Annotated in this window: 23 protein-coding genes and 1 pseudogene; 17 read left to right on the plus strand and 7 right to left on the minus strand. The window is 52.5% G+C overall.

The features are described 5' to 3' along the window. Positions 1-34 precede the first annotated feature (34 nt). A complete protein-coding gene (brnQ, locus tag C8P63_RS06695; RefSeq protein ID WP_108022577.1) occupies positions 35-1357 on the minus strand; it encodes a branched-chain amino acid transport system II carrier protein in 1323 nt (440 codons plus the stop codon). A gap of 145 nt (positions 1358-1502) precedes the next feature. Here brnQ and C8P63_RS06700 point away from each other — a divergent pair, with 145 nt between their 5' ends. Next, on the plus strand, positions 1503-2204 hold the full coding sequence (locus C8P63_RS06700; protein ID WP_108022578.1) for a Type 1 glutamine amidotransferase-like domain-containing protein: 702 nt from the start codon (positions 1503-1505) through the stop codon (positions 2202-2204). A 97-nt stretch (positions 2205-2301) separates the two neighbouring features. Here C8P63_RS06700 and C8P63_RS19010 read toward each other — a convergent pair whose 3' ends face one another. Continuing rightward, on the minus strand, positions 2302-2457 hold the full coding sequence (locus tag C8P63_RS19010; protein WP_170109535.1) for a hypothetical protein: 156 nt from the start codon (positions 2455-2457) through the stop codon (positions 2302-2304). 371 nt (positions 2458-2828) lie between these two features. Between C8P63_RS19010 and C8P63_RS06705 the strand changes: the two genes are divergently transcribed. From C8P63_RS06705 to prpB, 16 genes and pseudogenes are all read left to right on the plus strand, one after another. Then, positions 2829-4301, plus strand: coding sequence for a PTS mannitol transporter subunit IIBC (locus C8P63_RS06705; protein WP_108022579.1), 1473 nt, complete (start codon positions 2829-2831; stop codon positions 4299-4301). Between the two features lie 23 nt (positions 4302-4324). Continuing rightward, positions 4325-6427 (plus strand): BglG family transcription antiterminator, encoded by a 2103-nt coding sequence (locus C8P63_RS06710; RefSeq protein WP_108022580.1) that lies wholly within the window; start codon positions 4325-4327, stop codon positions 6425-6427. 5 nt (positions 6428-6432) lie between these two features. Beyond that, complete coding sequence (locus C8P63_RS06715; RefSeq protein WP_108022581.1) at positions 6433-6870, plus strand: PTS mannitol transporter subunit IIA; 438 nt, start codon at positions 6433-6435, stop codon at positions 6868-6870. 2 nt (positions 6871-6872) lie between these two features. Further along, positions 6873-8036 carry a mannitol-1-phosphate 5-dehydrogenase gene (locus tag C8P63_RS06720; protein ID WP_108022582.1) on the plus strand — a complete coding sequence of 388 codons (1164 nt, stop codon included), beginning with the start codon at positions 6873-6875 and terminating at the stop codon, positions 8034-8036. 280 nt (positions 8037-8316) lie between these two features. After that, complete coding sequence (locus C8P63_RS06725; protein WP_108022583.1) at positions 8317-9846, plus strand: YifB family Mg chelatase-like AAA ATPase; 1530 nt, start codon at positions 8317-8319, stop codon at positions 9844-9846. Positions 9847-10224: 378 nt separating this feature from the next. Then, the gene (locus tag C8P63_RS06730; RefSeq protein ID WP_108022584.1) at positions 10225-10479 is read left to right on the plus strand and encodes a hypothetical protein; all 255 of its coding nucleotides are present in this window, start codon (positions 10225-10227) and stop codon (positions 10477-10479) included. 392 nt (positions 10480-10871) lie between these two features. After that, positions 10872-11287: pseudogene (gene tnpA, locus C8P63_RS06740) on the plus strand (IS200/IS605 family transposase). After that, on the plus strand, positions 11287-12375 hold the full coding sequence (locus C8P63_RS06745) for an RNA-guided endonuclease InsQ/TnpB family protein (RefSeq protein WP_108022587.1): 1089 nt from the start codon (positions 11287-11289) through the stop codon (positions 12373-12375). Before tnpA ends, C8P63_RS06745 begins: the two are co-directional and overlap by 1 nt. Before the next feature lie 80 nt (positions 12376-12455). Next, entirely contained in the window at positions 12456-13670 is a 1215-nt protein-coding gene (locus C8P63_RS06750) for a dicarboxylate/amino acid:cation symporter (RefSeq protein ID WP_108022588.1), read from the plus strand. Between the two features lie 776 nt (positions 13671-14446). Beyond that, positions 14447-14632 (plus strand): helix-turn-helix domain-containing protein, encoded by a 186-nt coding sequence (locus tag C8P63_RS06755; protein ID WP_108022635.1) that lies wholly within the window; start codon positions 14447-14449, stop codon positions 14630-14632. Positions 14633-14748: 116 nt separating this feature from the next. Beyond that, positions 14749-15426: a GntR family transcriptional regulator gene (locus tag C8P63_RS06760; protein WP_170109536.1), complete on the plus strand. Its 678-nt coding sequence runs from the start codon at positions 14749-14751 to the stop codon at positions 15424-15426. Positions 15427-15462: 36 nt separating this feature from the next. Further along, entirely contained in the window at positions 15463-16473 is a 1011-nt protein-coding gene (locus C8P63_RS06765) for a tripartite tricarboxylate transporter substrate binding protein (RefSeq protein ID WP_245920747.1), read from the plus strand. A gap of 5 nt (positions 16474-16478) precedes the next feature. Next, positions 16479-17000, plus strand: coding sequence for a tripartite tricarboxylate transporter TctB family protein (locus C8P63_RS06770; RefSeq protein ID WP_245920748.1), 522 nt, complete (start codon positions 16479-16481; stop codon positions 16998-17000). Positions 17001-17013: 13 nt separating this feature from the next. Beyond that, a complete protein-coding gene (locus C8P63_RS06775) occupies positions 17014-18516 on the plus strand; it encodes a tripartite tricarboxylate transporter permease (RefSeq protein ID WP_108022590.1) in 1503 nt (500 codons plus the stop codon). 24 nt (positions 18517-18540) lie between these two features. After that, a complete protein-coding gene (locus C8P63_RS06780) occupies positions 18541-19983 on the plus strand; it encodes a bifunctional 2-methylcitrate dehydratase/aconitate hydratase (RefSeq protein ID WP_108022591.1) in 1443 nt (480 codons plus the stop codon). Positions 19984-20001: 18 nt separating this feature from the next. After that, on the plus strand, positions 20002-20925 hold the full coding sequence (prpB, locus tag C8P63_RS06785) for a methylisocitrate lyase (protein ID WP_108022592.1): 924 nt from the start codon (positions 20002-20004) through the stop codon (positions 20923-20925). Between the two features lie 58 nt (positions 20926-20983). Here prpB and C8P63_RS06790 read toward each other — a convergent pair whose 3' ends face one another. From C8P63_RS06790 to C8P63_RS06810, 5 genes are all read right to left on the minus strand, one after another. After that, a complete protein-coding gene (locus C8P63_RS06790; RefSeq protein ID WP_245920750.1) occupies positions 20984-21499 on the minus strand; it encodes a GNAT family N-acetyltransferase in 516 nt (171 codons plus the stop codon). A 287-nt stretch (positions 21500-21786) separates the two neighbouring features. Further along, on the minus strand, positions 21787-22227 hold the full coding sequence (locus tag C8P63_RS06795; protein WP_108022593.1) for a PaaI family thioesterase: 441 nt from the start codon (positions 22225-22227) through the stop codon (positions 21787-21789). A 491-nt stretch (positions 22228-22718) separates the two neighbouring features. After that, positions 22719-23846 (minus strand): o-succinylbenzoate synthase, encoded by a 1128-nt coding sequence (menC, locus tag C8P63_RS06800; RefSeq protein ID WP_108022594.1) that lies wholly within the window; start codon positions 23844-23846, stop codon positions 22719-22721. A gap of 1 nt (position 23847) precedes the next feature. Next, on the minus strand, positions 23848-24678 hold the full coding sequence (locus tag C8P63_RS06805) for a GNAT family N-acetyltransferase (protein WP_245920751.1): 831 nt from the start codon (positions 24676-24678) through the stop codon (positions 23848-23850). Positions 24679-24722: 44 nt separating this feature from the next. Beyond that, positions 24723-25862: an amidohydrolase gene (locus tag C8P63_RS06810; protein ID WP_108022596.1), complete on the minus strand. Its 1140-nt coding sequence runs from the start codon at positions 25860-25862 to the stop codon at positions 24723-24725. Positions 25863-25872 lie beyond the last annotated feature (10 nt).

Here is a 25872-nt window from a genome sequence, read left to right on the forward strand (position 1 = left end):
ACCCCATTTCTTGCGGGAGGGGTGTTTTGTCGTTTTATGCACGGGAGAGGGATCCGTGGGGTTTCAGACGGTGCCAGGCATAGCCGATCAGCGCTCCGAGCAGGCCGGGAAGAAGCCAGCCGATTCCTTCCGAATAGAAGGGGAGCCAACCATAGACTTGGTCCGTCCACCCGAGGGAAATATTCATGGCCTTCAAGCCGTCGGTGAAGCTGACCAGTGCGGTTCCGATCAATGCGAGGCCGTATATTTCCCGTGCCTGGTTCAAAGAAGGGAACAGGCTGAGCAGAATCAGCACGATCGCCATCGGATACAGGGCGGTCAGGACCGGAATGGAGACGGCGATGATCTGGGTCAGCCCCATGTTGGCGACGACCATGGCGGCGATACACAATGCCGCGGCGGTCTTTTTATAATCCAGGCCAGGGATGAGGCTGGAAAAGTAGAACGCCGAGGAAGTGACCAATCCCACGGAGGTGGTGAGGCAGGCCAGGGTGACTGCCGTTCCCAGCAGGAGCACTCCCGGATGGCCGAAGAGTTGCAGGACCACGGAGGTCAGGATCTGGCCGCCGTTTTCCGACATCCCCAGGGATTGGCTGGTGGCTCCCAGGTACCCCAGAGTGAGGTAGACCAGCGTCAATCCGAGGGCCGCCACCAGGCCGGCTTTGACCGTGACGGAGATGACGGTATTGCGATCGTTGGTCCGCTCCTTCACCGAACGGATGACCACGATTCCGAAGACCAGCGCCCCCAGGGTGTCCATGGTGAGATAACCCTCCATGAATCCCCTGAAGAAGGGTTGGGTCTTGTAATCCCCCATCGCGGTGCCGAAAGGTCCTGCCGGATCGATCAGGCTTTTCACCAGCAAGACACCGATGATCACCAGCAGCAGAGGAGTCAGAATTTTCCCGATGCGATTCACCAGTTTGGAGGGATTGAGCGCAAGCCAGAAGGTGATGGCGAAGAAAATCAGCGTATAGAGAAACAACGGCCAACCGTAGGCGTCGAAACCTTCCGGAAGGAAGGGGAACGCGCCCATTTCAAAGGCGACGGTGGCCGTGCGCGGGGTTCCGAACAGAGGGCCGATCACAAAATAAACCGCAACGGTAAAAGCCACTCCGAACCACGGATGGACCCTTCCGGCCATTGTCTGCAGGTTTCCGCCGGAAACCGCAATGGCGATCACGCCCAGCAGGGGAAGACCGACCGCGGTGAACACGAAGCCGGCCATGGCGGGCCAGACCTCGATCCCCGCCGCCTGTCCCAGGGCGGGAGGAAAGATCATGTTTCCGGCTCCGAAGAAGAGTGCCAACAGCATGAGTCCGATCATTGTGATATCCTTGGTATGAAACGGTGTCATACATATTACTCCTTGTATTCTGAATAAACCGTTGTCCGCTATACACGGAATTTTTGATTTTCACTATAACAGATGGAAACGCGGTTTGACACCGGAATAATGAAAGAAATGTTAACCATTTTTTAAACGGTTGGAGGGTTGAAAATTGAAACAGATCATCGCGATGGGGGGAGGCGGTTTCTCCATGGAGCCGGACAACCCTCTCCTGGACCGGTATGTGTTGCGGCAGAGCGGGAAAAAGCGGCCGAAAATCTGTTTTGTCCCCACCGCCAGCGGGGATTCCATCGACTATATCCGCCGCTTTTACCGGGCTTTCAAAAAGATGAATTGTGAACCGTCCCGCCTCACTCTGTTTCCCCCTCCCACCGCCGACTTGGAGGATTTCGTGATGGATAAGGACATTTTGTACGTGGGAGGGGGAAACACCAAAAACCTGATGGCCCTGTGGAAAGAGTGGGAGCTGGATCGGATCCTCCGGAAAGCGTGGGAGGAAGGGAAAGTACTCGCCGGCATCAGCGCCGGGGCCAACTGTTGGTTTGAAGAGGGAGTGACCGACTCGATCCCCGGCCAGATCAGCCGGGTGAAGTGCCTGGGATTTCTGAAAGGGAGCTTCTGCCCGCATTTTGACGGCCAAAACGAGCGACGCCCGGGGTTTCACCGTCTGCTTCTGAACGGGGACATCGGAAACGGATTCGCCGCCGATGACGGAGCTGCTCTCCATTTTGTCGGGAGCGAGTTGAAGAGCGTCATCGCGTCCCGTCCCCATGCCCGGGCCTTTGCTTTGAAAAGGGAGGGCGGGAGCGTGGTGGAACGGCAACTGGCGACGACCTGTTTGGGAGAAGAATGAGCCTTTATACCCGTCCAACGGTGAAATGCAGGGAAACAAACAGAGACGGACAACCGCTCCGATTTCGGTCGGACTGAGGGCGGTTGCCCGTTTGGTTTTATGGTTCCTTTCGCTGGCTGGGCCGGGTCCCTTCTCCGATCAGGCGAAGGTCCGCATCCGCATCCCCGTGCTCCCGTTGAACCTCTGCCGGTTCCCGCTTCGCTTTTTGCGCCTGGGTGAGGTGCTCTTCTTTTTCATTTCCACGATGGGTCATCGTAAACCCCTCCTTTCCTTCCTTTTAAGGTTCCCTTTCGTTGAGCCGTTAATCATGGAGAAAGAAAAAGAATGACAGCGATGGCAGCGCGTTACCCCGGCATGACGTATTTCAGGCGATCACCGATCCGAGATGATTCTCCGCCGGTTCCTGATTCCAATGGATTTGGAGCCCCCATGGGCGCTGTTTTCTTTACAGTCTTATCACTGTTTATATATATATATCTTCTCTCCGCAGAAACACTAATGGAAAGCTTCCCTCCTTTAACGATGTCAACAAGGGGAATGACAAAGTTGCATTTTCTTTGCATTGAGAAGGGGATGTAACCGCTTTATCCTTGAGATAGACGGGAACCAAAGGAGGGAATGCGCATGTCCGGCCTTCAAGCAAATCAGAGTGTCACCCATGGTGACCATTCCTGGCGGGTAAAAATTCAACGGATGGGCAGTTTTTTAAGTGGACTGATCATGCCGAATATCGGGGCATTCATCGCCTGGGGACTGATTACGGCCCTGTTCATACCGACCGGATGGCTGCCCAATGAGAACCTGGCCCAGTTGGTCGATCCGATGATCAAATATCTGTTACCGCTGTTGATCGGTTTCACCGGCGGCAATATGGTGTACGGCGCCCGCGGCGGGGTGGTGGGTGCCACAGCTGCGCTCGGCGTCATCGTCGGAGCCGACATCCCCATGTTTCTGGGGGCCATGATCATGGGACCCTTGGGCGGGTGGGCCATCAAAGGGGTGGACCGCCTGTTCGAAGGAAAAGTGCGTTCCGGTTTCGAGATGCTGGTCAACAACTTCTCCGCCGGGATTGTGGCGGGTCTGCTCACGATTGCAGCCTATCTCGCCATCGGACCGGTGGTGTTGGGGTTGAACAAAGCCCTGGCCGCTGGCGTGGAGTGGATCATCGGGGTGGGATTGCTGCCGTTGGCCAACATTTTCATTGAACCGGCCAAGGTGTTATTTCTGAACAATGCCATCAATCACGGCATCCTGAGCCCGATCGGGGTGGATCAGGCCTCCAGAACAGGTCAGTCGATTCTCTTCCTGCTGGAAACCAATCCGGGGCCGGGTCTCGGGATCCTGGCCGCATACTGGCTGTTCGGCAAAGGGATGGCCAAGCAATCCGCACCCGGTGCGACGATCATCCATTTCCTGGGCGGCATCCATGAGATTTATTTCCCATATATCCTGATGAAACCGGTACTCATCCTGGCTGCGATCGGTGGCGGCGTCGCCGGGGTCTTCACTTTCTCCCTCTTCGGGGCGGGATTGGTGGCGGTTCCTTCTCCGGGCAGCATCTTCGCCCTGATGGCGATGACACCCCGGGGCGGATATCCGGGTGTGCTTGCCGGAGTACTGGTCGCGACGACCGTTTCGTTCCTGGTGGCCTCGCTGTTCCTGAAACGAAGTGCCGCAACCGAAGGGGATCTGGAGGCGGCCACCCGCAGAATGGAAGCGATGAAAGGGAAGAAAAGCAAGCCTCTTTCGGCGGTGATGGAGGAACCGGCGGAAGTCACCGTTCGCGAAGAACCGCTTGAAAAGGAAGAGGAAGTGAACAAAATCGTATTTGCCTGCGATGCGGGCATGGGTTCCAGCGCCATGGGCGCCTCGATCCTGAAAAACAAGGTGCAAAAAGCGGGTCTCGATATCGAAGTGACCAACACTGCCATCAGCAAACTCCCCGCCGATGCCGACATCGTGATCACTCACAAGAACCTGACCGACCGGGCGAAAGCGAAACTGCCAGGAGCCCGGCACATTTCGGTGGACAACTTCCTGGGCAGTTCCGAATACGATGCCCTCGTCAACCGGCTGAAAAAAGACGAAGCGAAATAAGTACTCCGAAGCAGGTGACCCCCATGTACTTCACATCCAGGGAAAGAAACCTCCTCCGTTTACTGACCGGCCAGGCACGCGTCTGGACCGTGGAAGAGTTGGCGGAAGCCCTCGGCGTCAGCCCGCGAACGATCCACCGGGATCTCGCGGGTTTGGAGACCACGCTGGACGGCTTCGGCCTTTCCTTGCGTAAACAGGCGGGAGTGGGGGTTTCCCTGCAAGGAGATCCCGCCGGTGTGGAGTCGCTTCTTGCCGCCCTTACGGATTCTCAGGAAACGGACTACACACCGGGGGAACGGGAAGCCTATCTTCTCTGTACCCTGCTGGAAACCTCGGAGCCGGTCAAACTGGCGGCCCTTGCGGGGGACCTCGGAGTGTCGCCCGCCACGGTCAGCCAGGATCTCGACCGTGTGGAAGCGTGGTTGAAATCCTTCGGCCTCACCCTGGTCAAAAAGCGGGGATGGGGCATCCAGGTCATCGGCGGGGAAAAGGGCCGCCGGGCAGCGATGCGGAGTCTCCTTGCCGAGCATTTTGACGAAGGGGAAATCCTGGGACTCCTGAAACGATCCATCACCCGTAAATCCCCGGACCACTCCGATCCCGTCATGGAGCGGCTGTTGGGGTTGGTGGAAAGAGAGAGACTGGCCCAAGTGGAAGAGGCGGTGAAAGAGGAGATCGGAAACCTGCCGTATTCCATGGCGGATACCGCCTATATCGGCCTGGTGGTCCATTTGGCCTTGGCGCTGGAACGGATCGAAAAGGGGGAGACCCTTGAGTTCGATCCAGAAATGCTGGCACACATGGCCGGGACAAAGGAACAGGAGGTGGCGGAGAAGATCGCCGCCCGATTGAGCGCTGTTTTCGGTTTGCCGTTTCCGGATTCGGAGATCGCCAATATCGTGTTGCATTTGCGCGGGGCGAAGCTGGGAAGCGACGAAGGGTATTGGTTCCGGGAGCGTTCCGGAGCGGTGATCGGGGAGACCCGGGAATTGATCCGGCGGGTCGGGCAAGCCATGGGTGTCTCCCTGACGGAGGATCCCTCCCTGCTGCAGGGACTGCTGGCCCACCTGGAACGGGCCGTCTATCGGCTGGAAGAAGGCCTGCCGATCCACAACCCGCTCCTTCCCCGCATTGAAAAGGATTATCCGGCGCTGTTTGATGCGGTGGAAAAAGCGATGGCGGAAATCTTCCCTCAGCACCGGATCCCCCGTGAAGAAATCGGTTATCTGGTGATGCATTTCGGGGCCGCTCTGGAGAGAAAGCGTCGCGGCCGTCCCCTCAGGGCTCTCGTGGTTTGCGCCAGCGGAATCGGAACATCCAAGCTGCTTGCCAGCCGTCTGCAGGCGGAGTTTCCGGAGATCACCGGGGTGGATACCGCATCGTTGTTGGAATGGCAACGGAAGGAGCCCCGAAACTACGATCTGATACTCTCCACCATCCCGCTGGAGCTGGAGGAAGGGGAATACATCCGCGTCCATCCCTACCTGACGAAACGGGATGTCTCCCGGATTCGGACCCGTCTGGAACAGAGGGGACGCGGAGAGTTCCAACGGCCGTCGCCGGAGCCAACCGGAGACACCGCCGATACCCAAGCTGTCCTGGAAGCGATGGAGCGGGTCCGGGAGGCGGTGGAGTGTACTCTCATGATTCTCCGCGGTTTTTCTTTGACGCGGATTCCCGCCGCCTCAACGCTCCCGGCCGTATTGGAGACGGTCTGCGAGCGGCTGGCAGCCGAGGGGGTGCTTCGCGAGCCCGCTGTGGTGATGGATCAGCTCCTGGCACGGGAGCGGTTGGGGGGGCTGGGGATCCCGGGAACGGAACTGGCACTCTTTCATGCACGGGCCGATGAAATCTCCCGTCCATCCTTTACCATCTATGACCTGGAACGGCCCATCGATGTGGAAGGGATGGACGGGAGAAAGATGCGGATGACCGGCCTGCTGGTGATGCTTGGGCCGGAGAACGGGGTGGACGTCATCCCGGACCTGCTGAGCCGGATCAGCGCTCTCATCGTCGAATCTCCGGCGATTTTCCAATCCAAGGACGAAGACCGGATCCGTGGATTCCTGACGGAACAACTCCACCGGACTCTGTTTGAAAAGATTGAGGAACAAAGGAAGGTGTAAGCAGAATGAACGATGACATCCTGAACGAAAAAACCGTGCTCCTGAACGCCCGGGCGGAAGATAAAGAAGAAGCCATTCGTCTGGCGGGCCGCTTGCTCGTCGACCAGGGGTACGTGGAGCCTTCCTATATCGACAACATGATCGAACGGGAAGCATCCCTCACCACGTACATCGGGAATTCCGTGGCCATCCCCCACGGGACGGAAGAAGGAAAAGCCAACATCCGCCGATCGGGCATCTCCATTGTCCAATTGCCCGAAGGTGTCGATTTCGGGGACGGGCAAACGGCCAAAATCGTGATCGGCATCGCCGGAAAAAACGGCGAACACATGGAGATTCTCTCCCGGATCGCCCTGGTCGCCTCGGACGAGGCGAACGTGGCCAAAATGGTGGAGGCCGGGTCCAAAGAGGAGCTCCTCTCCATGTTCCAAGGGGGGAGCTGAGGATGCGGGCGGTCCATTTTGGTGCTGGAAACATCGGGCGGGGATTCATCGGTGCCCTGCTCAGTCACTCCGGATACCACGTGTGCTTCGTCGATGTCCGGGCTCCATTGGTGAAGGCGCTGAAAGAACGGGGGAGCTATTCCGTCCGTCTGTTGGGAGAACGGACCGAAAGGATGGATGTGTCGGGGGTCACCGCCCTCGACAGCCGGACGGAACCCGAGCGGGTGAGAGAGGCGGTGGCTGCGGCGGACATCGTCACCACGGCCGTGGGTCCGACCGTTTTGAAAAAGGTCGCGCCGCTGATCGCAGAGGGTTTGCGCCTGCGGCTCCGCCGGAATGAGGTCCCGCTTAACGTCATCGCCTGCGAAAATATGCTGGGCGGTTCCACCATGCTGAAGAAGGAAATTGCCGCTCATCTGTCCCAAGAAGAGAGGGAGTCCCTGGAACACAGGATCGGATTTCCCGACGCCGCCGTCGACCGGATCGTTCCCGTCCAGACGGGGACGGATCCCCTGGAAGTGACGGTTGAACCCTTTTATGAATGGATGGTCGATCGCAAAGGGGTCCGGGGAGAAATCCCGCCCATCGAGGGGATCACCTATGTGGAGGAACTCACCCCCTACATCGAACGGAAACTGTATACGGTGAACACCGGCCATGCCGTCTGCGCCTATACAGGGCGGCTCCTGGGACACGAAACCATCCGGGATGCGATGCGGGATACCCGGGTGGAGAAGATCGTCACCGGCGCGCTGGAGGAAACCGGAGTCCTGCTGGTTGCCAAACACAGCTTCAGCGAAGAGGGGCACCGGGACTACATCACCCGGATCATGGAGCGATTCTCGAACCCCCGCCTCACCGATCCGGTCGCACGTGTCGGCCGTTCCGCCATCCGTAAACTGAGACCGACGGACCGCCTCGTGGGTCCCGCCCTCCAGCTGACGGACCACGGTTTGGAACCCCGTTATCTGGCCGCCGGAATCGCTGCAGCGCTCTTCTTCGATGACGGGAACGATCCGGAAGCAGTGGAATTGCAACAACTCCTGGACCGCAAAGGCATCGCGGGAACGCTGCAAACGATTGCCGGGATCCCACCGAATTCTTCCCTGACTCGATTGGTTTCCGAGCGATACCGGGAGTGGGAAGGGGAAAAGGAGAAAGCTTGACGCTTCACACGGTTGTAACACCCCAAGGGCACTTCCTGAGGGAACGCCTTCAGGCCATGTTTCAACCACCTCGCAAGTTCAGGGGTGTGTCATCTCAAGCTTCCTTCCATTCTGTCATGGATGGAAGGAGGTTTTTTTTGTATTTTTGACGGTCTCATGTGACCCGGTGCAATGTCTGGACAGCACACTGGCTTGCGAAAAGAAAAAACTTTTGCAAACATTTCGATTGTGATATAAAGGAAGTGGAAAAACGACCCATTTCGACAGAGCGGAGGAGCCTATGTACGCCAAACTTTACAGCAGTTCGGTCTTGGGGATCGATGGATATATCGTCGAAGTGGAAGTGGATATCTCCAACGGCCTGCCGACCTTTGATCTGGTCGGGCTGCCGGATTCCGCTGTGAGGGAATCCCGGGACCGGGTGCGGGCGGCCGTCAAGAACAGCGGTTGCCAGTTTCCGCTCCAACGGATCACCACCAACCTGGCCCCGGCCGACCTGAAAAAGGAAGGGTCCAGCTTCGATCTGGCCATTGCCGCGGGGGTGTTGGCCGCGAGCGGACAGGTGCCGGAAAAGGGATGGGAGAAGACGCTGTTTCTGGGGGAGTTGGCTCTGGACGGGATGTTGCGTCCCCTGAGCGGGGTGCTGCCGATGGTGATGGCGGCGATTCGGGCGGGATTTACCCGGGTGCTTCTGCCGGTGACCAATGCACCGGAGGCCCGGTTGGTGAAGGGGATGGAAGTGATTCCCGTCTCTTCGCTCCAGGAGACGATGGCTTATCTGCGGGGAGAATGGGAACCCCGGGATGGGGAAGAAGCCACGGGGTGGGAAGAGGAGGAGCCGAGCCCCGATGATTTCGCCGACGTCCGGGGTCAGTCCCACGTGAAACGGGCGATGGAAGTGGCCGCCGCCGGCATGCACAACCTCCTCTTCATCGGGCCGCCGGGGTCGGGAAAAACGATGCTGGCCCGACGGATTCCCTCGGTCCTTCCCGAGATGACGATGCAGGAGTCCCTGGAAGTGACCAAGGTGTTGAGCATCGCCGGCCAACTGAGCCGGAAGGGGAAGCTGGTCACCCGCCGGCCCTTCCGTTCGCCCCACCACACCATTTCCCAAGCCGGTCTGGTGGGCGGGGGGTCGACGCCCAAACCCGGGGAAGTGAGCCTGGCTCACCGGGGTGTGCTTTTCCTCGACGAGATGCCGGAGTTTTCCAAAGGAGCCTTGGAAGTGCTCCGCCAGCCCCTGGAGGACCGGGAAGTGACCGTCGCCCGCGCCCGGGCGGTGCTCACCTTTCCGGCGGAATTCATGCTGGTCGGTTCCATGAACCCCTGTCCCTGCGGCTACTTCGGTTACGAGGAAGATCGCGCCTGCACCTGCACCCATCCGCAGGTCCGGCGCTACCGCTCCAAGCTCTCCGGTCCCTTGCTCGACCGGATCGACATCCACGTGGAAGTCCCCCGGGTGGACTATTCGACCCTCACCTCGACGGAGAAGGGGGAGCCCTCCCCCGTCATTCGGGAACGGGTGGCCCGGGCCCACGCCATCCAGTCCGAACGCTACCGGGGCACCTCCATCCTGCACAATGCCGCCATGCCGCCGGCTTCCATACGGGATAACTGTCAACTCAACCGGGACTCCCGGGATCTCCTGAGGCAGTCCTTCGACACCCTCGGCCTCTCCGCCCGCGCCCACGACCGCATCCTGAAACTGGCCCGCACCATCGCCGACCTGGAAGGCAAGGACACCATTGACACCGCTCATGTGGCCGAGGCGATCCAGTACCGGACGCTGGACCGGAAATGGTGGGAGTAGGGCGACCGCGGCGGAGGGGGGAGAGCACGGCTGGGGAAAGAAGCCCGGTAATTGGAATACGATGTAGAAAAGCGGGATCCATACGATCGGGGTTTTGCGTATGTATGGCGGACGGGAAGAACGTACAGGAACACAGTCGGTGGCGAAGGGATTTGGCACGGGTCGAATATTTCTGTGAGAGCGCACATAAACTCAGGAGGTTTTTGTGAAGGGAATAGAAAAAACGCTGTGTAGTGTGACACCTTTGTGAGGTGAAATCATTGCGCTTATTTAAGCAATGGGCAGGGTTTCTTGGAGGGGGGTTGGAATTGTTGTCAGTATCTTTTGGTGGAATGAGGATTTTACCCGTTTTTTTGGGGGAAGGGTGGAAGACATAGGTTGGACGATGTGGATGAAGCTGGGGATGGGAATGATCGTGACGTTTATTATCTCTCGTTATGCTTGGTACTGTCCTTTATTCCATTTTCCGCTCGCTTTATCGTCTTTTTCACAGCTGCGTTTGCGGGGCTGCACTTCGCCCAAGAACTTTGGTACCCGTCTTTCTTCTTGTTTTTTATGGTGGGTGTTTTGGACTTTATTCAATTATTGAGGGATGCGGTACTACTAGACCTGACTGAAGGGGTGAAACAATGAAACCGCTTGTCGATCCGAATACGATCCACGCAGAGAAGCCTTCTCCGGAGGAATATCCGGTAAAGGTGTTGGATGAACCGATGAACGATCTGTTTCGACACAGGAACATGGTCCATGGAAGCTCCAAGAAACCGGATCCGGACAACCCTTATGTTCAACGAGGGTTGAAGTTTGGACTCATTTACCTGATGGTGGTTTTAGGAAATGCGAGCGGGAATCCTCCCCATTTCAATGGGGCAGATGAAAGTGAGCGCACCACAGGCATTCCCTTCGGTCATCGGACGAGGGGGGTATTAACCCCCTCGCAAGTCCGACAATCTGATCAGACCATATGTTAAAGAGAACTCGCTTGAAATATAGCTAATTCCCATCATTTTCGCTATACTACATGTATGGGAAAAGAGAACATCAAGCATGCAAGAACCTGTGTCTATACGTCAATTATCATATCGTTTGGTCCGTCAAATACCGCAGAAAAGTACTGGATGCGGAAATCGAATCCTATCTGAAAAAGCTTTTTCAAGAAATCGCGGAAGAAAAGGGTTTTAAAATTGTCATGATGGAAGTGGGTGAGAAGGATCATGTCCATGTATTTGCTTCCGCTCATCCAAAGGTGGCCCCCTCGTACATAGTCAAGATGCTAAAAGGAATCTCTGCCCGAAAATGTTTCTTAAAATTCCCTCATCTAAAGAAGAGGCTTTGGGGAGGACATCTCTGGAACAGTAGTTTCTACATCGAAACCATCGGTTCCATCTCAGAGGATACCATCCAAAGATATATCAAAAACCAAAAGAAAGGGGGAGACTGATGCTTCGCACCTACAAATTCCGGTTATATCCAAAGCCGGAGCAACAGGAAAGGATCGACTTCACCTTGGAACGGTGCCGATTGTTGTATAACCGTTTGCTCGACGAGCGGATTTACGCATACCGAACAGAAAAGAAAACGCTGACTTATTATGAACAAAAGAAGACTCTGCCGGAGCGAAAAAAGGCCATTCCAGTATTAAAGGAAGTTTACTCGCAAGTGCTGCAAAATGTAGCCGAACGGCTGGACAAAGCATACAAAGCTTTTTTCAAGCGTGTACAAAGCGGAGGAAAAGCGGGATTCCCCCGATTTAAAGGGGAGAACCGCTATCATAGTTTCACCTATCCGCAAAGCGGATTCTCCGTGGAGGGGAAATATTTGCATCTGTCCAAAATCGGAGAGGTTCGAATCCGCTTGCATCGTCAAGTCACCGGTACCATCAAGACCTGCACCATCGTCAGGAAAAACGGGAGGTACTACGCTTGTCTCACCGCAGAACAAGCTCTTAAACCCTTGCCGAAAACGGGGAAGGAAGTCGGTGTGGATCTGGGAATCAAGCACTTAGCCGTTACATCCGATGAGCAGTTTTTTGCCCCTTCCCAACAATTGCGCAGATCGGAATGGAGACTGAAACGGCTCGGGCGGCTCGTATCCAAAAAGAAAAAAGGTTCCCATCGCAGGAAAAAGGCGATCCGTCTTCTTGCCAGAATGCATGAGAAAATCGCGAATCAGCGGAAGGATTACGCGCATCGGATCAGTCATGAGTGGGTGTTGCGATACGATTTGATCGCCTTTGAAGATCTGAACGTGCAAGGGATGATCAAGAATCATCACCTGGCGAAAAGTATTGTGGATGCGGGATGGAGGCAACTGGTTCAATACACGACTTACAAGGCTGAGAGTGCTGGTAAGCGTGTGGTCCAGGTCAACCCCCATCAAACCAGCCAACGATGCGCAAGCTGTGGTGAAATCGTCAAAAAAACATGGGTCGAACGGGTCCATCGTTGCCCCTTTTGTGGCTATGTACAGGATCGGGATGTCAATGCGGCCATTAACATTCTACAACTGGCAAGACAAAAAGTTTCTTAACACTTGATCAGGCCAGGAACTGGCCTTCGTGGAGAGTGCGGCAGGAGTCGGCTCGATGAAACGAGAAGCTCGCCATTTCAATGGCGAGAGGTTCACGGACAAAGATTTTAATAGGGTTAGTTCTTGGGGCCATTACCGGTTTTTTTCTGGGAGATCGGGCTGAGTTTTTTCAACCGTTGGGCGATCTGTTTATAAAAATTGTACAAATACTGGTCATCCCTTTGGTATTGGCTACGATAACGAATTCCATTCTTAGTGTGTCTAATTTTAAAAGCTTTGGCCGAATGGGGATTAAAACGGTCCTGTATTTTTTAAGTACAACAACGGTTGCTGTTGTAATTGGTCTCATTGTAGCTCTTATCATCCAACCGGGAGCGGGAGTTAAACTCGATATAGAAACTTCGGGATTTACTCCGCCGGATCCGGTCAGTCCAACTGACATGTTATTCGGACTTGTACCCAGTAACCCAGTAGGTGCAATGGCTGAAGGAAATGTTCTGCAAGTGATTGTTTTTTCCATCCTGCTGGGTACGTCGATCATGTTAGCTGGTGAAAAAGGAAAGGAAATGGCCCGATTTTTCAATAGTTTTGCAGAAGTCATGTTCAAATTTGTTCAGATTGTAATTCAAATTGCTCCCTACGGTGTATTTTGCTTGATTGCGCCAACCACGGGTCTCTATGGATTAGAAGTTCTTTTACCATTGATCTCGGTTGTTTTGTATTTATTGGCTGCAGTGATCATCCATGTATCCCTGGTCTATTTACCCATACTTAAAATCATTGGCCGATATTCTGTTACCAAATTTTTAAAGAATTCTTCGGAAGCGTTGTTAATGGCGTTTTCAAGCGCCCTCTCTTCAGCTGCTTATCCGTTCAGTATGAAATCGCAAGAAAATATGGGGGTTTCCAAGAGAGTCAGAAGTTTTGTGATGACGGTAAATATGGATGGTACCAGCTTATATTTGGCAATTTCAGCTGTTTTCATCGCTAATGTGTACGGTATTCATTTAAGTGGGATTGAGCTTGCGTTAATTGTATTAACAGGTGTGTTAGCGTCAATCGGGGCCACTGCTGTCCCAATGGCCGGATTAATTATGCTGACGCTTGTCTTGACGTCTGTCGGCTTACCCAAAGAAGGCCTTGCTTTAGTAGCTGGTATTGACCGGATTTTAGACATGCTGCGCACATTCACCAATGTTTTGGGTGACAACATTGGAAGTGTAACGGTTGCCGCAACAGAAAAGGAAATGATACATGAAAAAAAACAGGATCATCGTTATGAAACAGCGCAATAATTTTTTGATTCCCGCGAACATTCAAAAGAGGAAAGATGAACGAAACCCCCTTCCCGGGGGTTTTTCGTAACCGATTAATCTTCTCCATAATCGCTTTTCGATGTTTCGTTGTTGTACCATTCAAGCGTCGCGAACGTTTGATCGGTTGTTTTGATGATGCGTTGCTGTCCTTTTAAAAACAAGGAAAAGACTGCCCTGAATGGACGACCACTCAGATGCAGATATGGTAAAATAGACCATGGTAGTAGCCAAGGGCGGCGGCCACACGACCCTCCGGAGAGAGGGGGTGAGGCCGATAAAGCTTCTTAGCCTGATCACCAAGGTGGCTGGTGTGGTTGTTCAAGCATTAGCCGTCTATGTCGCGTATCGGGCGTTCAAAAAGAAGTAACCCGCCCCCTGGCAAAGGTTCGCGGGTTACTTCTCGCCACTGTGGCCGCCTGTCTGCGGCAGCTACCCGGCGGTGGGGATCACCCTGCCGCCGTTACTATTTCTATCCACAGGTTAGCACAGGTATGCATTTTTTGTCCAGTTCAGGAGTGTTGCAGTTTTCCAAGCGGGCGGGTTACATATCGTACGTGAAGACGATGCTGGCCCGACGGATTCCCTCGGTGGTAAAACAACCGCTCCCCATAGTTAATTATTCTCATAAACACCCCATCAGGAGCCTGATGTGCACCCCTTAAAGTAGACACAGGAAAAACCCCCTGTGAACGGGACTACTTTTAAGGGGTGTTTTTCATGGCGAAAAAAGGACAGAAGTTCAAGTTTCGTTGAAGATGAAGGCAGTTCAAATGAGGATGCAGGGTGTTACCAAACGGGGTGTGGCCGAGAAATTGGGGATCCATGACGTGGGTCGTTTGAAAGTTTGGGTTCGTCAATACAAGATAAATGGAGCAGAAAGGCTTCAAGACCGCCGAGGCGGTGGAAAGAAACCAGTGGAAAGGGATGGCTACCATCAGTGACTTAGGCTATAGAATCGATTCATTTATGAAAATATATTGACAAATGTTTATACTTGATGTATTCTTGTATACAGAAATACTGTATATACAGAGACGCAAAGGTGGTTTCTTCTTTCGTGGAACATTTATCTTCCATTGGTAAATTAAAAACGGAATCGATTGGTGATAAGGCTTATTTACTGTTGAAAAAGTATATCATCGAAGGTAAATTACCTCCCGGAAAAAGGCTGAAAGAGGATGAGCTTTCAGGTTTGCTCGCTGTAAGCCGGACACCTCTCAGAGATGCGATGAAGAGGTTGGAACTAGAAGGTTGGTGTATAAAAAGCACCAAGGGAGGTGTTCGCGTTTCCGAAATCTCGGTAAAAGAAGTCAACGAGTTATACGGCGTCCGGGAAATGATCGAGGGACTGTTGGCCCGTGAATGTACCGAAAAGATCGACGATCGATCGACTGCGATGTTGGAGGAACAGATTATAAAAATGGAAAGGGCCGCTTTCATTCAAGATTCACAATTGGTCATAGAATACGGACAAAAGTTTCACCAGCTTATTTATGAAACGAGCGGAAATAAAAAGGCAAAAGACCTTTTACAACATGTCATCGAACATATTAAACGTTACCGTTACTTCGGTGTTGATGCTGTTCCCGATAGAGGGATGAAGGCCGTTGAAGAACATCGAGCGATCTTACATGCACTAAAAATCAAGAACCCGGAAACAGCTGAAAGAGTCATGCGGGAACATATCCGAAAGGGGAGTACCGCCGTTTTGAACAGTATTAAGAAATATATCTAATATTTATAATATTGATTATTTAAGAAAAGGAGATGAATGACTTTGAAAAAAATGGCAGGAGCTTTGGTTTTGACCTTTGTCCTGGTTTTCACGGCCGCTTGTTCAAGCAGTAGCTCCGGCAGTCAAGAAAGTGATAGCGGAGAATGGAAGCCTGACAAACCGATTGAAATCGTGGCACCAGCCGGTCCGGGCGGCGGTTGGGACACGACGGCCCGAATGGCTGCCAAAGTTTTTGAAGAAGAAGGAATCATCCAACAGGATATCGGGGTGATCAATAAACCGGGCGGCGGCGGTGCCCTCGGATGGTCATACATTCATTCAAAAAAGAGTCCTAACAGCTTATTTGTTTCCTCTCCGCCGCTTTTGTTGGTTCCGTTAAACGGACAGTCACAGTATACGTATGAAGATTTTACCCCGATTGCCAACATGATTGCCGATTATGGCGCCTTCGCGGTCAGAAAGGACGCAAAATGGGACAACCTGAACGAGCTTTTTGACGATATGAAAAAAGATCCATCCAGCATCACAGTCATCGGTGCTTCCTCTCCGGGAAGCATGGATCACATCCAATTTGTTAAAGTGGCAAAAAAAGCCGGGGTTGACATTAAAAAAATTAAATATGTATCCGATCAGGACGGAGGAGCTCTAACTGCACTCTTAAACGGGAGTGCCGATGTTTATACAACGGGTGTGGCAGAAACGTTAGAACAAGCGAAAGCCGGAAAAATTAAAGTGTTGGGCGTGACGTCCGAAGAAAGACTGGACGGAGATGTAGTGTCAACGTTCCCGACGGCAAAAGAGCAGGGAATCGATGCGACGTTCGTCAACTGGAGAGGCTTTTTCGGTCCGCCGAACATGGACGAAGCGGCCCTCTCCTATTACGAAAAGAAGTTTAAGGAGTTGAGCGATTCCGAAGCCTGGGCTGAAATCCGCGAGAAATATGGATGGAAAGAAATGTACATGGATCATGACGAATACATGGAGTTCTTATCCAAAGAGAAGGACGAACTTCAAAAGTTGATCGATGAGTTAAGTTTAGGAAAATAAAACAAATGGGAAATGGAGCCGATGTTTCCCATCGGTTCCATCTCCTGTATTTAGGGTGGTGGATGAAGGTGTTAAAAACAACAAACCAGAAAATTGCGCTTTTCTTAATCGTACTTTCCATTGTTTATCTAATCCTGAGTTTTCGTTTGCCGCCGTTTGCATACGTTCCGGTGGATTCGGACGTTGTCCCGATTTCGCTCGGTTTTCTTCTTCTCTTTTTATCGGTTCTGCTGTTTTTCAAAAAGGACCGGGAGAGCGAGGAAGGGCAAAGCAACCGCGCGATACCGAAACAAGAGATTCTCATTCTTGTGGCAGTGCTTTTGTTCATTCTACTCTATATTTTTCTGCTTGAACGGGTCGGCTTCATCCTGGTGACTACATGTTTTATTTTCGTTTGCTCCTGGTTTCTCGGTTATAAAAAATGGGTCATCAATGCGGTCGTTTCCGTACTTACACCCATTTTGATTTATTATCTGTTTACTTCTTTTTTACAGATCGAGCTACCTCAAGGTGTATTACCTATTTAAAGGGGGGATCCTCATGGAAGCACTGGAAGGATTGTTGACCGGCTTTCAAATCGCGTTCAGTTTTCACGGGATCCTGTTCGTTTTAATCGGTGTTGTGGTTGGAACATTGATCGGGATGATACCGGGATTGGGTCCGATTACTGCCATTGCGGTGATGATTCCCGTCATTTACGGGATGGACCCCACCCTCGCTCTGCTCATGATGGCAGGTGTTTATTATGGTGCAGCTTACGGCGGTGCCGCATCCTCCATATTGCTGAATGCGCCAGGGGTTTCCGAAGCCGTAGCAACCACATTTGACGGTTACCCGATGGCGCAGCAAGGGAAAGCGGGGAAGGCACTTGCGATCGCAGCGATCTCTTCCTTTGTCGGAGGGACGGTCGGTGTTATCCTTCTCACTTTTTTTGCGCCGACACTTGCAAAGGTTGCGGTTTCATTCGGGCCTCCGGAATATTTCATGCTCATGCTGATGGGTTTGACGGCCATTTCAAGTCTCTCCGAGGGGTCGACCATCAGAGCACTCATCTCGGCAACCGTCGGTTTTATGTTTGCGACGATCGGGATCGATGCACAAACCGGAACCCCCCGATTTACATTCGATAGTCCTCATTTAACAGAGGGAATCGATTTCCTTGTCGTCGCTCTGGGACTGTTTGCCCTGGCCGAGGTTTGTTCTCTTATTTTAAATCGGAAAGAGAGGTTAACCGATCAAAAAAATATAGGGAGCTTGCACTTGACAAAGAAAGAGTTACACGAAATGAAGGGTCCGATGGGCAGACAATCCATATTGGGCTTCCTCATCGGAGTGTTGCCTGGAGCGGGAGGAACCATCGCATCGTTTTTAGGTTATCTAACGGAAAAAAGAATAGCGAAAAATTCGGATGAATTCGGTAAAGGCTCCGTAAAAGGGGTGGCAGCTCCCGAAACAGCCAACAACGGCTCTTCCACTGGTGCCTTTGTACCGCTTTTGAGCCTGGGAATCCCCGGTTCGGGGACAACCGCTGTCATGTTGGGAGCCTTGATTGTATTGGGGATTCAACCCGGTCCGATGCTGTATCAACAACACCCGGATGTATTTTGGGGTGTGATCGCCAGCATGTATATCGGAAACATCTTTTTGTTGATTTTAAACCTGCCGTTGATCCCGTATATCTCTAAAATATTAAAAATCCCGCGTCCATTGCTCATCTCTTTGGTCATTGTGTTTTGTATCATCGGTGTCTACGGAATCAGCTTCAACACCTTTGATCTCTATCTGCTATTAGGATTCGGAGTGCTCGGTTATTTGATGAGACTCGTCTCTTTTCCGGCTGCACCCTTTATTTTGGCCTTTATTTTAGGGGGGATGATGGAACAGTCCTTGCGTCAGTCCCTCACCATTTCCAACGGCAGTTTGATGATCTTTGCGACAAGACCGGTCGCACTGACGATTCTCATCCTATCGATTTTATCCTTGTTGTTTCCCTACTTTCAAAACAGATGGCAGAAAAGAAACCGTATCAGACAAGGGTTATAAAATAAAGAAGGAGAGAGGTTTTCCATGCGGGAGACAAAATCCTTGAAAAAACAGGAAACCGATCCATTGCTCGAGGAAATTGCAGAATATGCCGTCCATAAAAATATTACCAGCCGGGAGGCGCTGGAAACAGCGCGTTACGTTTTGATGGATACCCTCGGCTGCGGAATTCTCGCCCTTCTCTATCCGGAATGCACCAAGCATCTCGGACCGATTGTTCCCGGGACGGTCGTGCCGAACGGGGTCCGTGTGCCCGGAACATCCTATGTACTCGATCCGGTGCATGGGGCCTTTAACATCGGATGCATGATTCGCTGGCTTGACTATAATGATACATGGCTTGCCGCTGAATGGGGACATCCCTCCGATAATCTGGGCGGTATTTTGGCGGCGGCGGACTACTTGAGCCGAAAGCGGATTTCGGAGGGGAAAGCTCCCGTCATGATGGAGCAGGTTCTGGAAGCGATGGTAAAAGCCCATGAGATTCAAGGGGTTCTGTCCCTTGAAAACAGTCTGAACCGCAAAGGTCTCGACCATGTATTGTTCGTAAAAGTGGCCTCGACGGCGGTCGTAACCGCCATGCTCGGCGGAAATAAGGAAGAAGTCGTCAACGCTCTTTCTAACGCTTGGATCGACAGTGCCAGCTTGAGGACATATCGCCAAGCGCCGAATACAGGCTCACGGAAATCGTGGGCAGCCGGCGATGCGACTAGCCGCGCCGTTCGCCTCGCTCTGATGGCCTTAAAGGGCGAAATGGGCTATAAAACCGCTCTGTCGGCGCCGGGTTGGGGGTTTCAGGATGTTCTGTTCGGAGGTCAGAAGCTGACGTTGGCCCGTCCCTTGGGCTCATATGTGATGGAAAATGTTCTCTTTAAAGTTTCTTATCCCGCGGAATTTCACGCCCAAACGGCAGCCGAATGCGCAGTCCGACTCCATCGCGACGTAGTCGGCCGTCTGGATGACATCCAAAAAGTGACGATTACAACACATGAATCGGCCATTCGGATTATCGATAAAACGGGGCCTCTTCATAACCCAGCCGACCGGGACCATTGCATCCAGTATATTACGGCCATCGGCTTGATCTACGGTGACATCACGGCCGATCATTACGAAGACGATGTCGCCGGGAATCCGCAAATCGATCAACTGAGAGAGAAGATGGAAGTGATAGAAAATAAGCGATACAGCAGAGACTACTTGGATCCCGACAAACGTTCCATCGCCAATGCCGTTCAGGTTCACTTCAAGGACGGAACAGCAACAGAACAAGTGGAAATCGAGTATCCGATCGGCCATCGCCGCAGAAGGAACGAGGCTATTCCGCTTATCATAAAAAAATTCGAGCATAACCTGAGAACCCGCTTCCCGTCCAAACGAGTGGAGCAGATTCTCCAGTTGTGCGAAGACGAAAATCGTTTAAGAGACACGAGTGTAAATGAATTTATGGATTTATTTGTGATTTGAGGAGAGGGGCAGTTAAAAATGACCTGGATTGTGGAACAGGAGATTAGTCAGGCTGAACTCGCTAGAAGATTAAAATTCTTATTGAACACCCCTTCCATCTTAAAAATTCCGGGTACCCATGACGCCATGGCCGCCTTGGTTGCCAAGCAGGTCGGCTTTCAGGCCTTGTATTTATCCGGTGCGGCCTATACCGCCAGCAGGGGGCTTCCCGATCTGGGTATGATCAGCTCGGAAGAGATGGCCGCCCGCGCCCGGGACCTCGTCCGTGCCGTCAATTTACCCTTACTTGTCGACATCGACACAGGCTTCGGCGGTATTTTAAATGTGGCCCGAACGGCAAAAGAGATGGTGGAAGCCAGAGTGGCAGCCGTACAAATCGAAGATCAGGATTTGCCGAAAAAATGTGGTCATTTAAACGGAAAAAAACTGATATCAGTGGAAGAAATGATGCAAAAGATTGAGACGATCAGGGAAATTGCCCCGACATTAACGGTGGTCGCACGGACGGACGCAAAAGCGGTGGAAGGGATCGACGGAGCGATCCAACGGGCGCAATGCTATATCAAAGCGGGTGCTGACGTGATATTTACGGAAGCCCTTACCTCAAAAGAGGAATTTAAACAAGTCAGCCAAGCAGTCGAAGCCCCCTTGCTCGCCAATATGACCGAATTTGGAAAGACTCCGTATTATACGGCTGAGGAATTTGAATCATTCGGCTATCATGCGGTCATTTATCCTGTCACTTCCCTGCGAGTCGCCGCAAAAGCCTATGAAAGCGCCTTTAAGAAAATCTTTGATCAAGGTACGCAAAAGGAACTGTTGAATGAAATGCAAACCCGGGAGGAACTTTACAATACCATCCAATACTATTCCTATGAAGATCTCGATAAAAAGATCGCCAAAACCGTGTTGCCGGATATCGGTAAAGAATCGGACGGCTGACCCGGCGGTCGTCTCGAAAAAGAGTTAACCGGTTCGTGAAGGGGGATCGTCGTAACATTCAGGTGGCCGCCCCCAGTTTCAAAATATATTCTTCCACTTCCACACCGCGAGCATTGGAAAATCCTTTATCTTCATCGATGATCGAAAACCCGCATTTTTCTAATACCCGAAGTGAAGCAAGATTGTCTTTGGCCGCACGCGCATAAAGGGGGCGTGTCTTTACATGATTCAAAAACTTGAATAGCGCTTGTGTAGCTATGCCTCTGTTCCAATATTGCTTTCCAATCCAGTAGCTGACGGCCTGTTGATCGAACTGTTTGAAATTCGAAATGTGGCCAACCACGATTCCTTCTAAGAGAATAGTCTTTTTGGTGATCGCCTCGTCGCTTAAAATCTGCCTCCAATGTGTAGAGAAGACTTCCCAGTCCGACGGGTCCTTAACCGTAAAAGCGGCCTTGTCGTTTGCGGATGGATCCAGTTGCTGTTCAAAGAATATGGGAAGGTCTTCTTCGGATACGTCCCGCAGTTGGACGTCGCTTTTCCATCTGTCATTCATGGAGATACGCTCCTTCATCCGACACTTCCTTTTGGAAGTCGATGTGTTGAATTCATCTGATCGATATACTCCACAGCGATCTTAATTTCCTTCTCTGTAGATGGAGCGAATCAGGTTTGTGATCCCCACTGGTGAAACCTGGGCAGGACAGCAAAGTCGCTGTTTCGGGTGAACGCTTCCCTTCTTCTGAGCCTGACCATAAATCACAACGCTTTTAGTGACTGAAGGTTTAAATAGGGACTTCACAGCGTGAGGTAGCAGACGGCTGCTATTCTGGTGGTATGGCAGCAGCCGTCTTCTTGGGATTAGTGGCCCGCCTCTGGCTTTTCAGATGACATTGTCACGATCGTCCCCTGAGCGGTGGCGCACAGGATCTCCCTTTCTCCGTCCTTGGTGTCAAAGACATCACAGCGACATACGGCTTGGCGCTTACTCGCGTAAACAACGTTGCCACGGGCGACCAGCTTTTGCCCAACAGCGGGCTTCAAGTAATTGATCTTGTATTCGGACGTTAAGACATTGGGTCCCAGAACCGAGCCGCCAGCGAAGGTCAGAGCGTTGTCAGCGGCATAGCTGAGAACGCCGCCATGCACAAATCCGTTTTGTTGCAACAAGTCCTTGCGCACGGGGATCTCCAGCACGGCCTCACCAGGTTGGAACACTGTGAGCTTCGTTCCAAGAAGACTGCTGAATGACTGCGCCCCCAGTGCTTTTTGGCCGATGTTGAACAGCTCATTCTTATCCAATCATTTCACTCCTTGAGTGGAATCTTCTTTAGAAGTTGTCTTTAGAAGCAAAGCCAGTCAAATTCAAACTCTTCTTCCATCTGATTAGCCAGCTCAATGGAAGGTCGGCTTCCTCGTTCGATAGAGGCGCAGCCCCCCAACGCATCTCTCTCATTGACTCCGTCTGTGTCATTGGCGAATTTCTCGAAGGCCATTTTTCATTTGCTTTTTCCCCCTAAACTTTGCTTGTTCTTTCTATTTCTCGGATCTTGGTTCGATTCCTTTCATTTTTTAAGAAAAGGAAATGGTATGAGAATACCGAATCAATCCTTCATCAAGGAAAAGGGAGGACGAATGATCCTCCTTAAACCAGATAATCGAATTCATTACTTTCGGGGGGAAACAGACTAGAAGTATTGTGAAAAAATGAGCGACGGCATTTACCCCGAAGCCACTCCGGTTGCACTGTGTCATCAAACAACCCGGCTTCCATTCACGGAAGCCGGGTTGTTTCAGGCGATGAAAGGACTGTCAGGGTTGAAGTGCCGGGCGTACAACGTCAGTTCATCGATCCTTTTTCGATTTGGCTCAAAGCCGATGCCTGGTTTTTCCGGTACTTCGATGATCCCGTCATGAACCTCCACTTCCGGGTCGATGATGTCCCTGGCCCAATAGTGGGAAGAAGAGGCGGTATCACCGGGCAAAACAAAATTGGGCAAGGTGGTGATGGCGATATTGTGCGCCCTTCCCACACCTGCTTCCACCATCCCTCCGCACCAGACCGGTATGTGGTGGCTCTCGCACAAATCATGGATTTTCCTGGATTCCGTCAACCCGCCGACGCGACCGATTTTGATGTTGACGATTTTACAACTGCCCAATTGAATGGCCTTCCTCACATCTTCCGCGGAATGGATACTTTCATCCAAACAGATGGGTGTTTTCAGTTTGGATTGCAATTGCGCATGATCCACGAGGTCATCAAAGCCCAGCGGCTGTTCGATCATGGTCAGATTGAAATCATCCAGCGCGGCCAACCGGTCCATGTCTTTCAGTGTATAGGCACAGTTGGCATCCGCCATCAGCGGGATATCCGGGAACCGTTTTCGGATGGCTTCCAATATATTGAGATCCCAGCCGGGCCGGATTTTCACCTTGATCCGCTTATAGCCCTGTCGCAGGTGTTTTTCGATCCGGTGCAACAATTCCTCTTCGGAATCCTGGATCCCCACACTGACCCCCACTTCGATCCGGCTTTTGGTGCCGCCGAGAGCTTTTGCCAGAGGCTGTTCTCTTTCTCTCGCGTAAAGATCCCAGACCGCACCTTCCAGAGCCGCTTTCGCCATATAGTTTCCGCGGATGGGGTTGAAACGTTGGGAAACCTGGTCCGGATGGGTGATCGGCTCCCGGAATAAGAGAGGGATGAGGAAATCGCTCATGATATGCCAGTTGGTCTTTACTGTTTCTTCTTTGTAAGTGGGGTCAATGGCGGCCACCGATTCAGCCCAGCCGGACAATCCGTCTTTCGATTTCACTTCGACCAGAATAAAATCCTTGTCCACTTCCGTGCCGACGCTGGTGGTGAATGGATGCAACAGCTTCATTTTCAAATGTCTCAGAATGACCTGCTTCAGTTCCATCTTATGACCTGCCTTTTCTCAAAACGTAAAAACACAGATTTTTGTGTTGTTGGCTGCGGATCAGATCCACCGCCATCCAATGGCGTTGAAAACAGTGGGTGAATGCCTGACGCACCATGATCCTCCATTTTTTTGCGACTTCGGGTGTTTGTTGTTTGATCTGCTGGAAATTTGCGGGCACCGGGATAAACAAGGTTTCCGCTTTTTTTTCCGGGTCCAGGTTCACTCCCAGGGGCACACCGTCCGCTGTGTCGATCAACCGATTTTGTTCGGATGGAAGGGGAGGAGGGTCCTCTCTTCCGGGAAACGGAACCGCGTCCGGTCCGCCCCGGATCCGCCACTCCACCAGCAGGCGGTCCGACGGAATGCCGGCATTTAATTCGTCCGGCATGTCACCGTAGGCATCGACCATGTATACGGAACAGGTCCCGCCCAATTTGTGCAGATTCAGATAACCGTTGACCGTCTCGAGCGGATCGTACGTCCAGATGATCCGGTCATATCCTTTTTCGAGGGCTTCTTTTTTTTGGGCCCATTTCAGCTTTTCGCCGATCCCCTGTTTTCGGTATGCCGGATGAATTCCCAGGGTGTGGGAGCAGAGATAGGCCTTTTTCCCGTCGAATCCGGCAAAGCTGTACTGGAAGCCGACCAGGATGTGGTCCATGTACGCTCCCAACACCAATCCCCCGTTTTTTACGGAGGCCACGGTGTGATGGATCGGCACCGGGTCATCGTTTTTCCAGATCAACCTTTCCAAATCACGGACGGCGGTCAATTCTTCAGGGGATGTCAAGCTGCGTATGGAAACGTCGGGGGGCGTTTTCCTTTCCAAATCAGACACCTCCTCTGTTGACCCTTTCGGGGGTCGGAAAATGGTCACCATTCGAGCGGGTCCGCCTGCAACACCATCTTTGTCAGGATTTCCGTTCCATCCGTCAGGGCTTCCTGGTTGAATGTCATATCCGGATGATGCAAACCGGGCTGAAGATCACATCCCAATCCGATCATCGTGGAGGCGATATGGGGGTTTTTTAAGGCGTAAAAATGGAAGTCTTCCCCTCCCGGCGATCGGCAGACCGGGACCAGGTTTTGTTCGCCCAGCGTGGATACAATGGCATTTTTGGCCACGTCGACAGCCTTTGGGTGGAAGCTCGCGGCGGGCAAAAAATCCTCCACTTTGGAATGGATGGCGGTGCCGGTCCATTCCGCGGTTTTTTCCACCGCCTGCAGCGCTTTTTCCATTAACTCCTCCATCGCTTCGTTGGTGTCGGCCCTCATGTCGAAGGTGAACCGGGCCGTGTCCGGAATGATATTGGTAGCGTTGCCGCCGGAATGCAATTCGGTGATTTTAACGGAATGGGAGTGGCTGCTTTTCAAGCGGATTCCTCGGATGGTTTGGATCAAACACGCAGCCGCTTCGATGGCATTGTTGCCGTCCTCCGGCCTCGAGGCGTGGGCAGGGGTTCCTTTGATGACCCCGGTCAGGTTGGCCGCCGAACCGTGGATGATGACGGGGGCGGCTTGTCTGAAAGGAATTTCCGAGCGGGGCCTTAAATGGATCCCGACCAGCAATTTGACGTCATCCAGGGCGCGGTCTTTCATCATCTGCAGCGCGCCCTGCCCTTTTTCCTCGGCCGGCTGGAAGATGAACCGGATAGTGTGATTGAGTCTTCCGGCGCAGCGGGCCAAATGGAGGGCCGTGTGCAGGACCATGGTGCTGTGTGCGTCGTGTCCGCAGGAATGGTTGGGTCGGAGGGTTCCGTTCACTTCCTGGACCAAAGCGTCCAGATCAGCACGAAGGGCGATGACATCGGGTTTTCTTCCTTTGATTTCCGCTGTCAGCCCGAAGTGGTTTTCATAAGTTTGGACCGGAAGGCCTTGATCCCGCAATTTTTCACGGATGAACCCGGAGGTTTCTTTTTCCTTCCAGCTGGGTTCGGCCAACGAATGCAGTTTCCGCCAGGTTTGAAGGATCTCGTTTCTCTGCCGGAGGATTTGTTGATGGACCTCGTTCAAAGGGATCCCC

It is taken from the genome of Melghirimyces profundicolus (assembly GCF_003054245.1).
Classification (GTDB): domain Bacteria; phylum Bacillota; class Bacilli; order Thermoactinomycetales; family DSM-45169; genus Melghirimyces; species Melghirimyces profundicolus.

Bases quoted from the DNA above. Each gene is read 5' to 3' on its own strand.
- brnQ (WP_108022577.1), bottom strand. From the start codon at position 1,357: ATGACACCGTTTCATACCAAGGATATCACAATGATCGGACTCATGCTG.
- C8P63_RS19010 (WP_170109535.1), bottom strand. From the start codon at position 2,457: ATGACCCATCGTGGAAATGAAAAAGAAGAGCACCTCACCCAGGCGCAA.
- C8P63_RS06705 (WP_108022579.1), top strand. From the start codon at position 2,829: ATGTCCGGCCTTCAAGCAAATCAGAGTGTCACCCATGGTGACCATTCC.
- C8P63_RS06710 (WP_108022580.1), top strand. From the start codon at position 4,325: ATGTACTTCACATCCAGGGAAAGAAACCTCCTCCGTTTACTGACCGGC.
- C8P63_RS06715 (WP_108022581.1), top strand. From the start codon at position 6,433: ATGAACGATGACATCCTGAACGAAAAAACCGTGCTCCTGAACGCCCGG.
- C8P63_RS06720 (WP_108022582.1), top strand. From the start codon at position 6,873: ATGCGGGCGGTCCATTTTGGTGCTGGAAACATCGGGCGGGGATTCATC.
- C8P63_RS06725 (WP_108022583.1), top strand. From the start codon at position 8,317: ATGTACGCCAAACTTTACAGCAGTTCGGTCTTGGGGATCGATGGATAT.
- C8P63_RS06745 (WP_108022587.1), top strand. From the start codon at position 11,287: ATGCTTCGCACCTACAAATTCCGGTTATATCCAAAGCCGGAGCAACAG.
- C8P63_RS06750 (WP_108022588.1), top strand. From the start codon at position 12,456: ATGGCGAGAGGTTCACGGACAAAGATTTTAATAGGGTTAGTTCTTGGG.
- C8P63_RS06755 (WP_108022635.1), top strand. From the start codon at position 14,447: ATGAAGGCAGTTCAAATGAGGATGCAGGGTGTTACCAAACGGGGTGTG.
- C8P63_RS06765 (WP_245920747.1), top strand. From the start codon at position 15,463: ATGACTTTGAAAAAAATGGCAGGAGCTTTGGTTTTGACCTTTGTCCTG.
- C8P63_RS06770 (WP_245920748.1), top strand. From the start codon at position 16,479: ATGGGAAATGGAGCCGATGTTTCCCATCGGTTCCATCTCCTGTATTTA.
- C8P63_RS06775 (WP_108022590.1), top strand. From the start codon at position 17,014: ATGGAAGCACTGGAAGGATTGTTGACCGGCTTTCAAATCGCGTTCAGT.
- C8P63_RS06780 (WP_108022591.1), top strand. From the start codon at position 18,541: ATGCGGGAGACAAAATCCTTGAAAAAACAGGAAACCGATCCATTGCTC.
- prpB (WP_108022592.1), top strand. From the start codon at position 20,002: ATGACCTGGATTGTGGAACAGGAGATTAGTCAGGCTGAACTCGCTAGA.
- C8P63_RS06790 (WP_245920750.1), bottom strand. From the start codon at position 21,499: ATGAAGGAGCGTATCTCCATGAATGACAGATGGAAAAGCGACGTCCAA.
- menC (WP_108022594.1), bottom strand. From the start codon at position 23,846: ATGGAACTGAAGCAGGTCATTCTGAGACATTTGAAAATGAAGCTGTTG.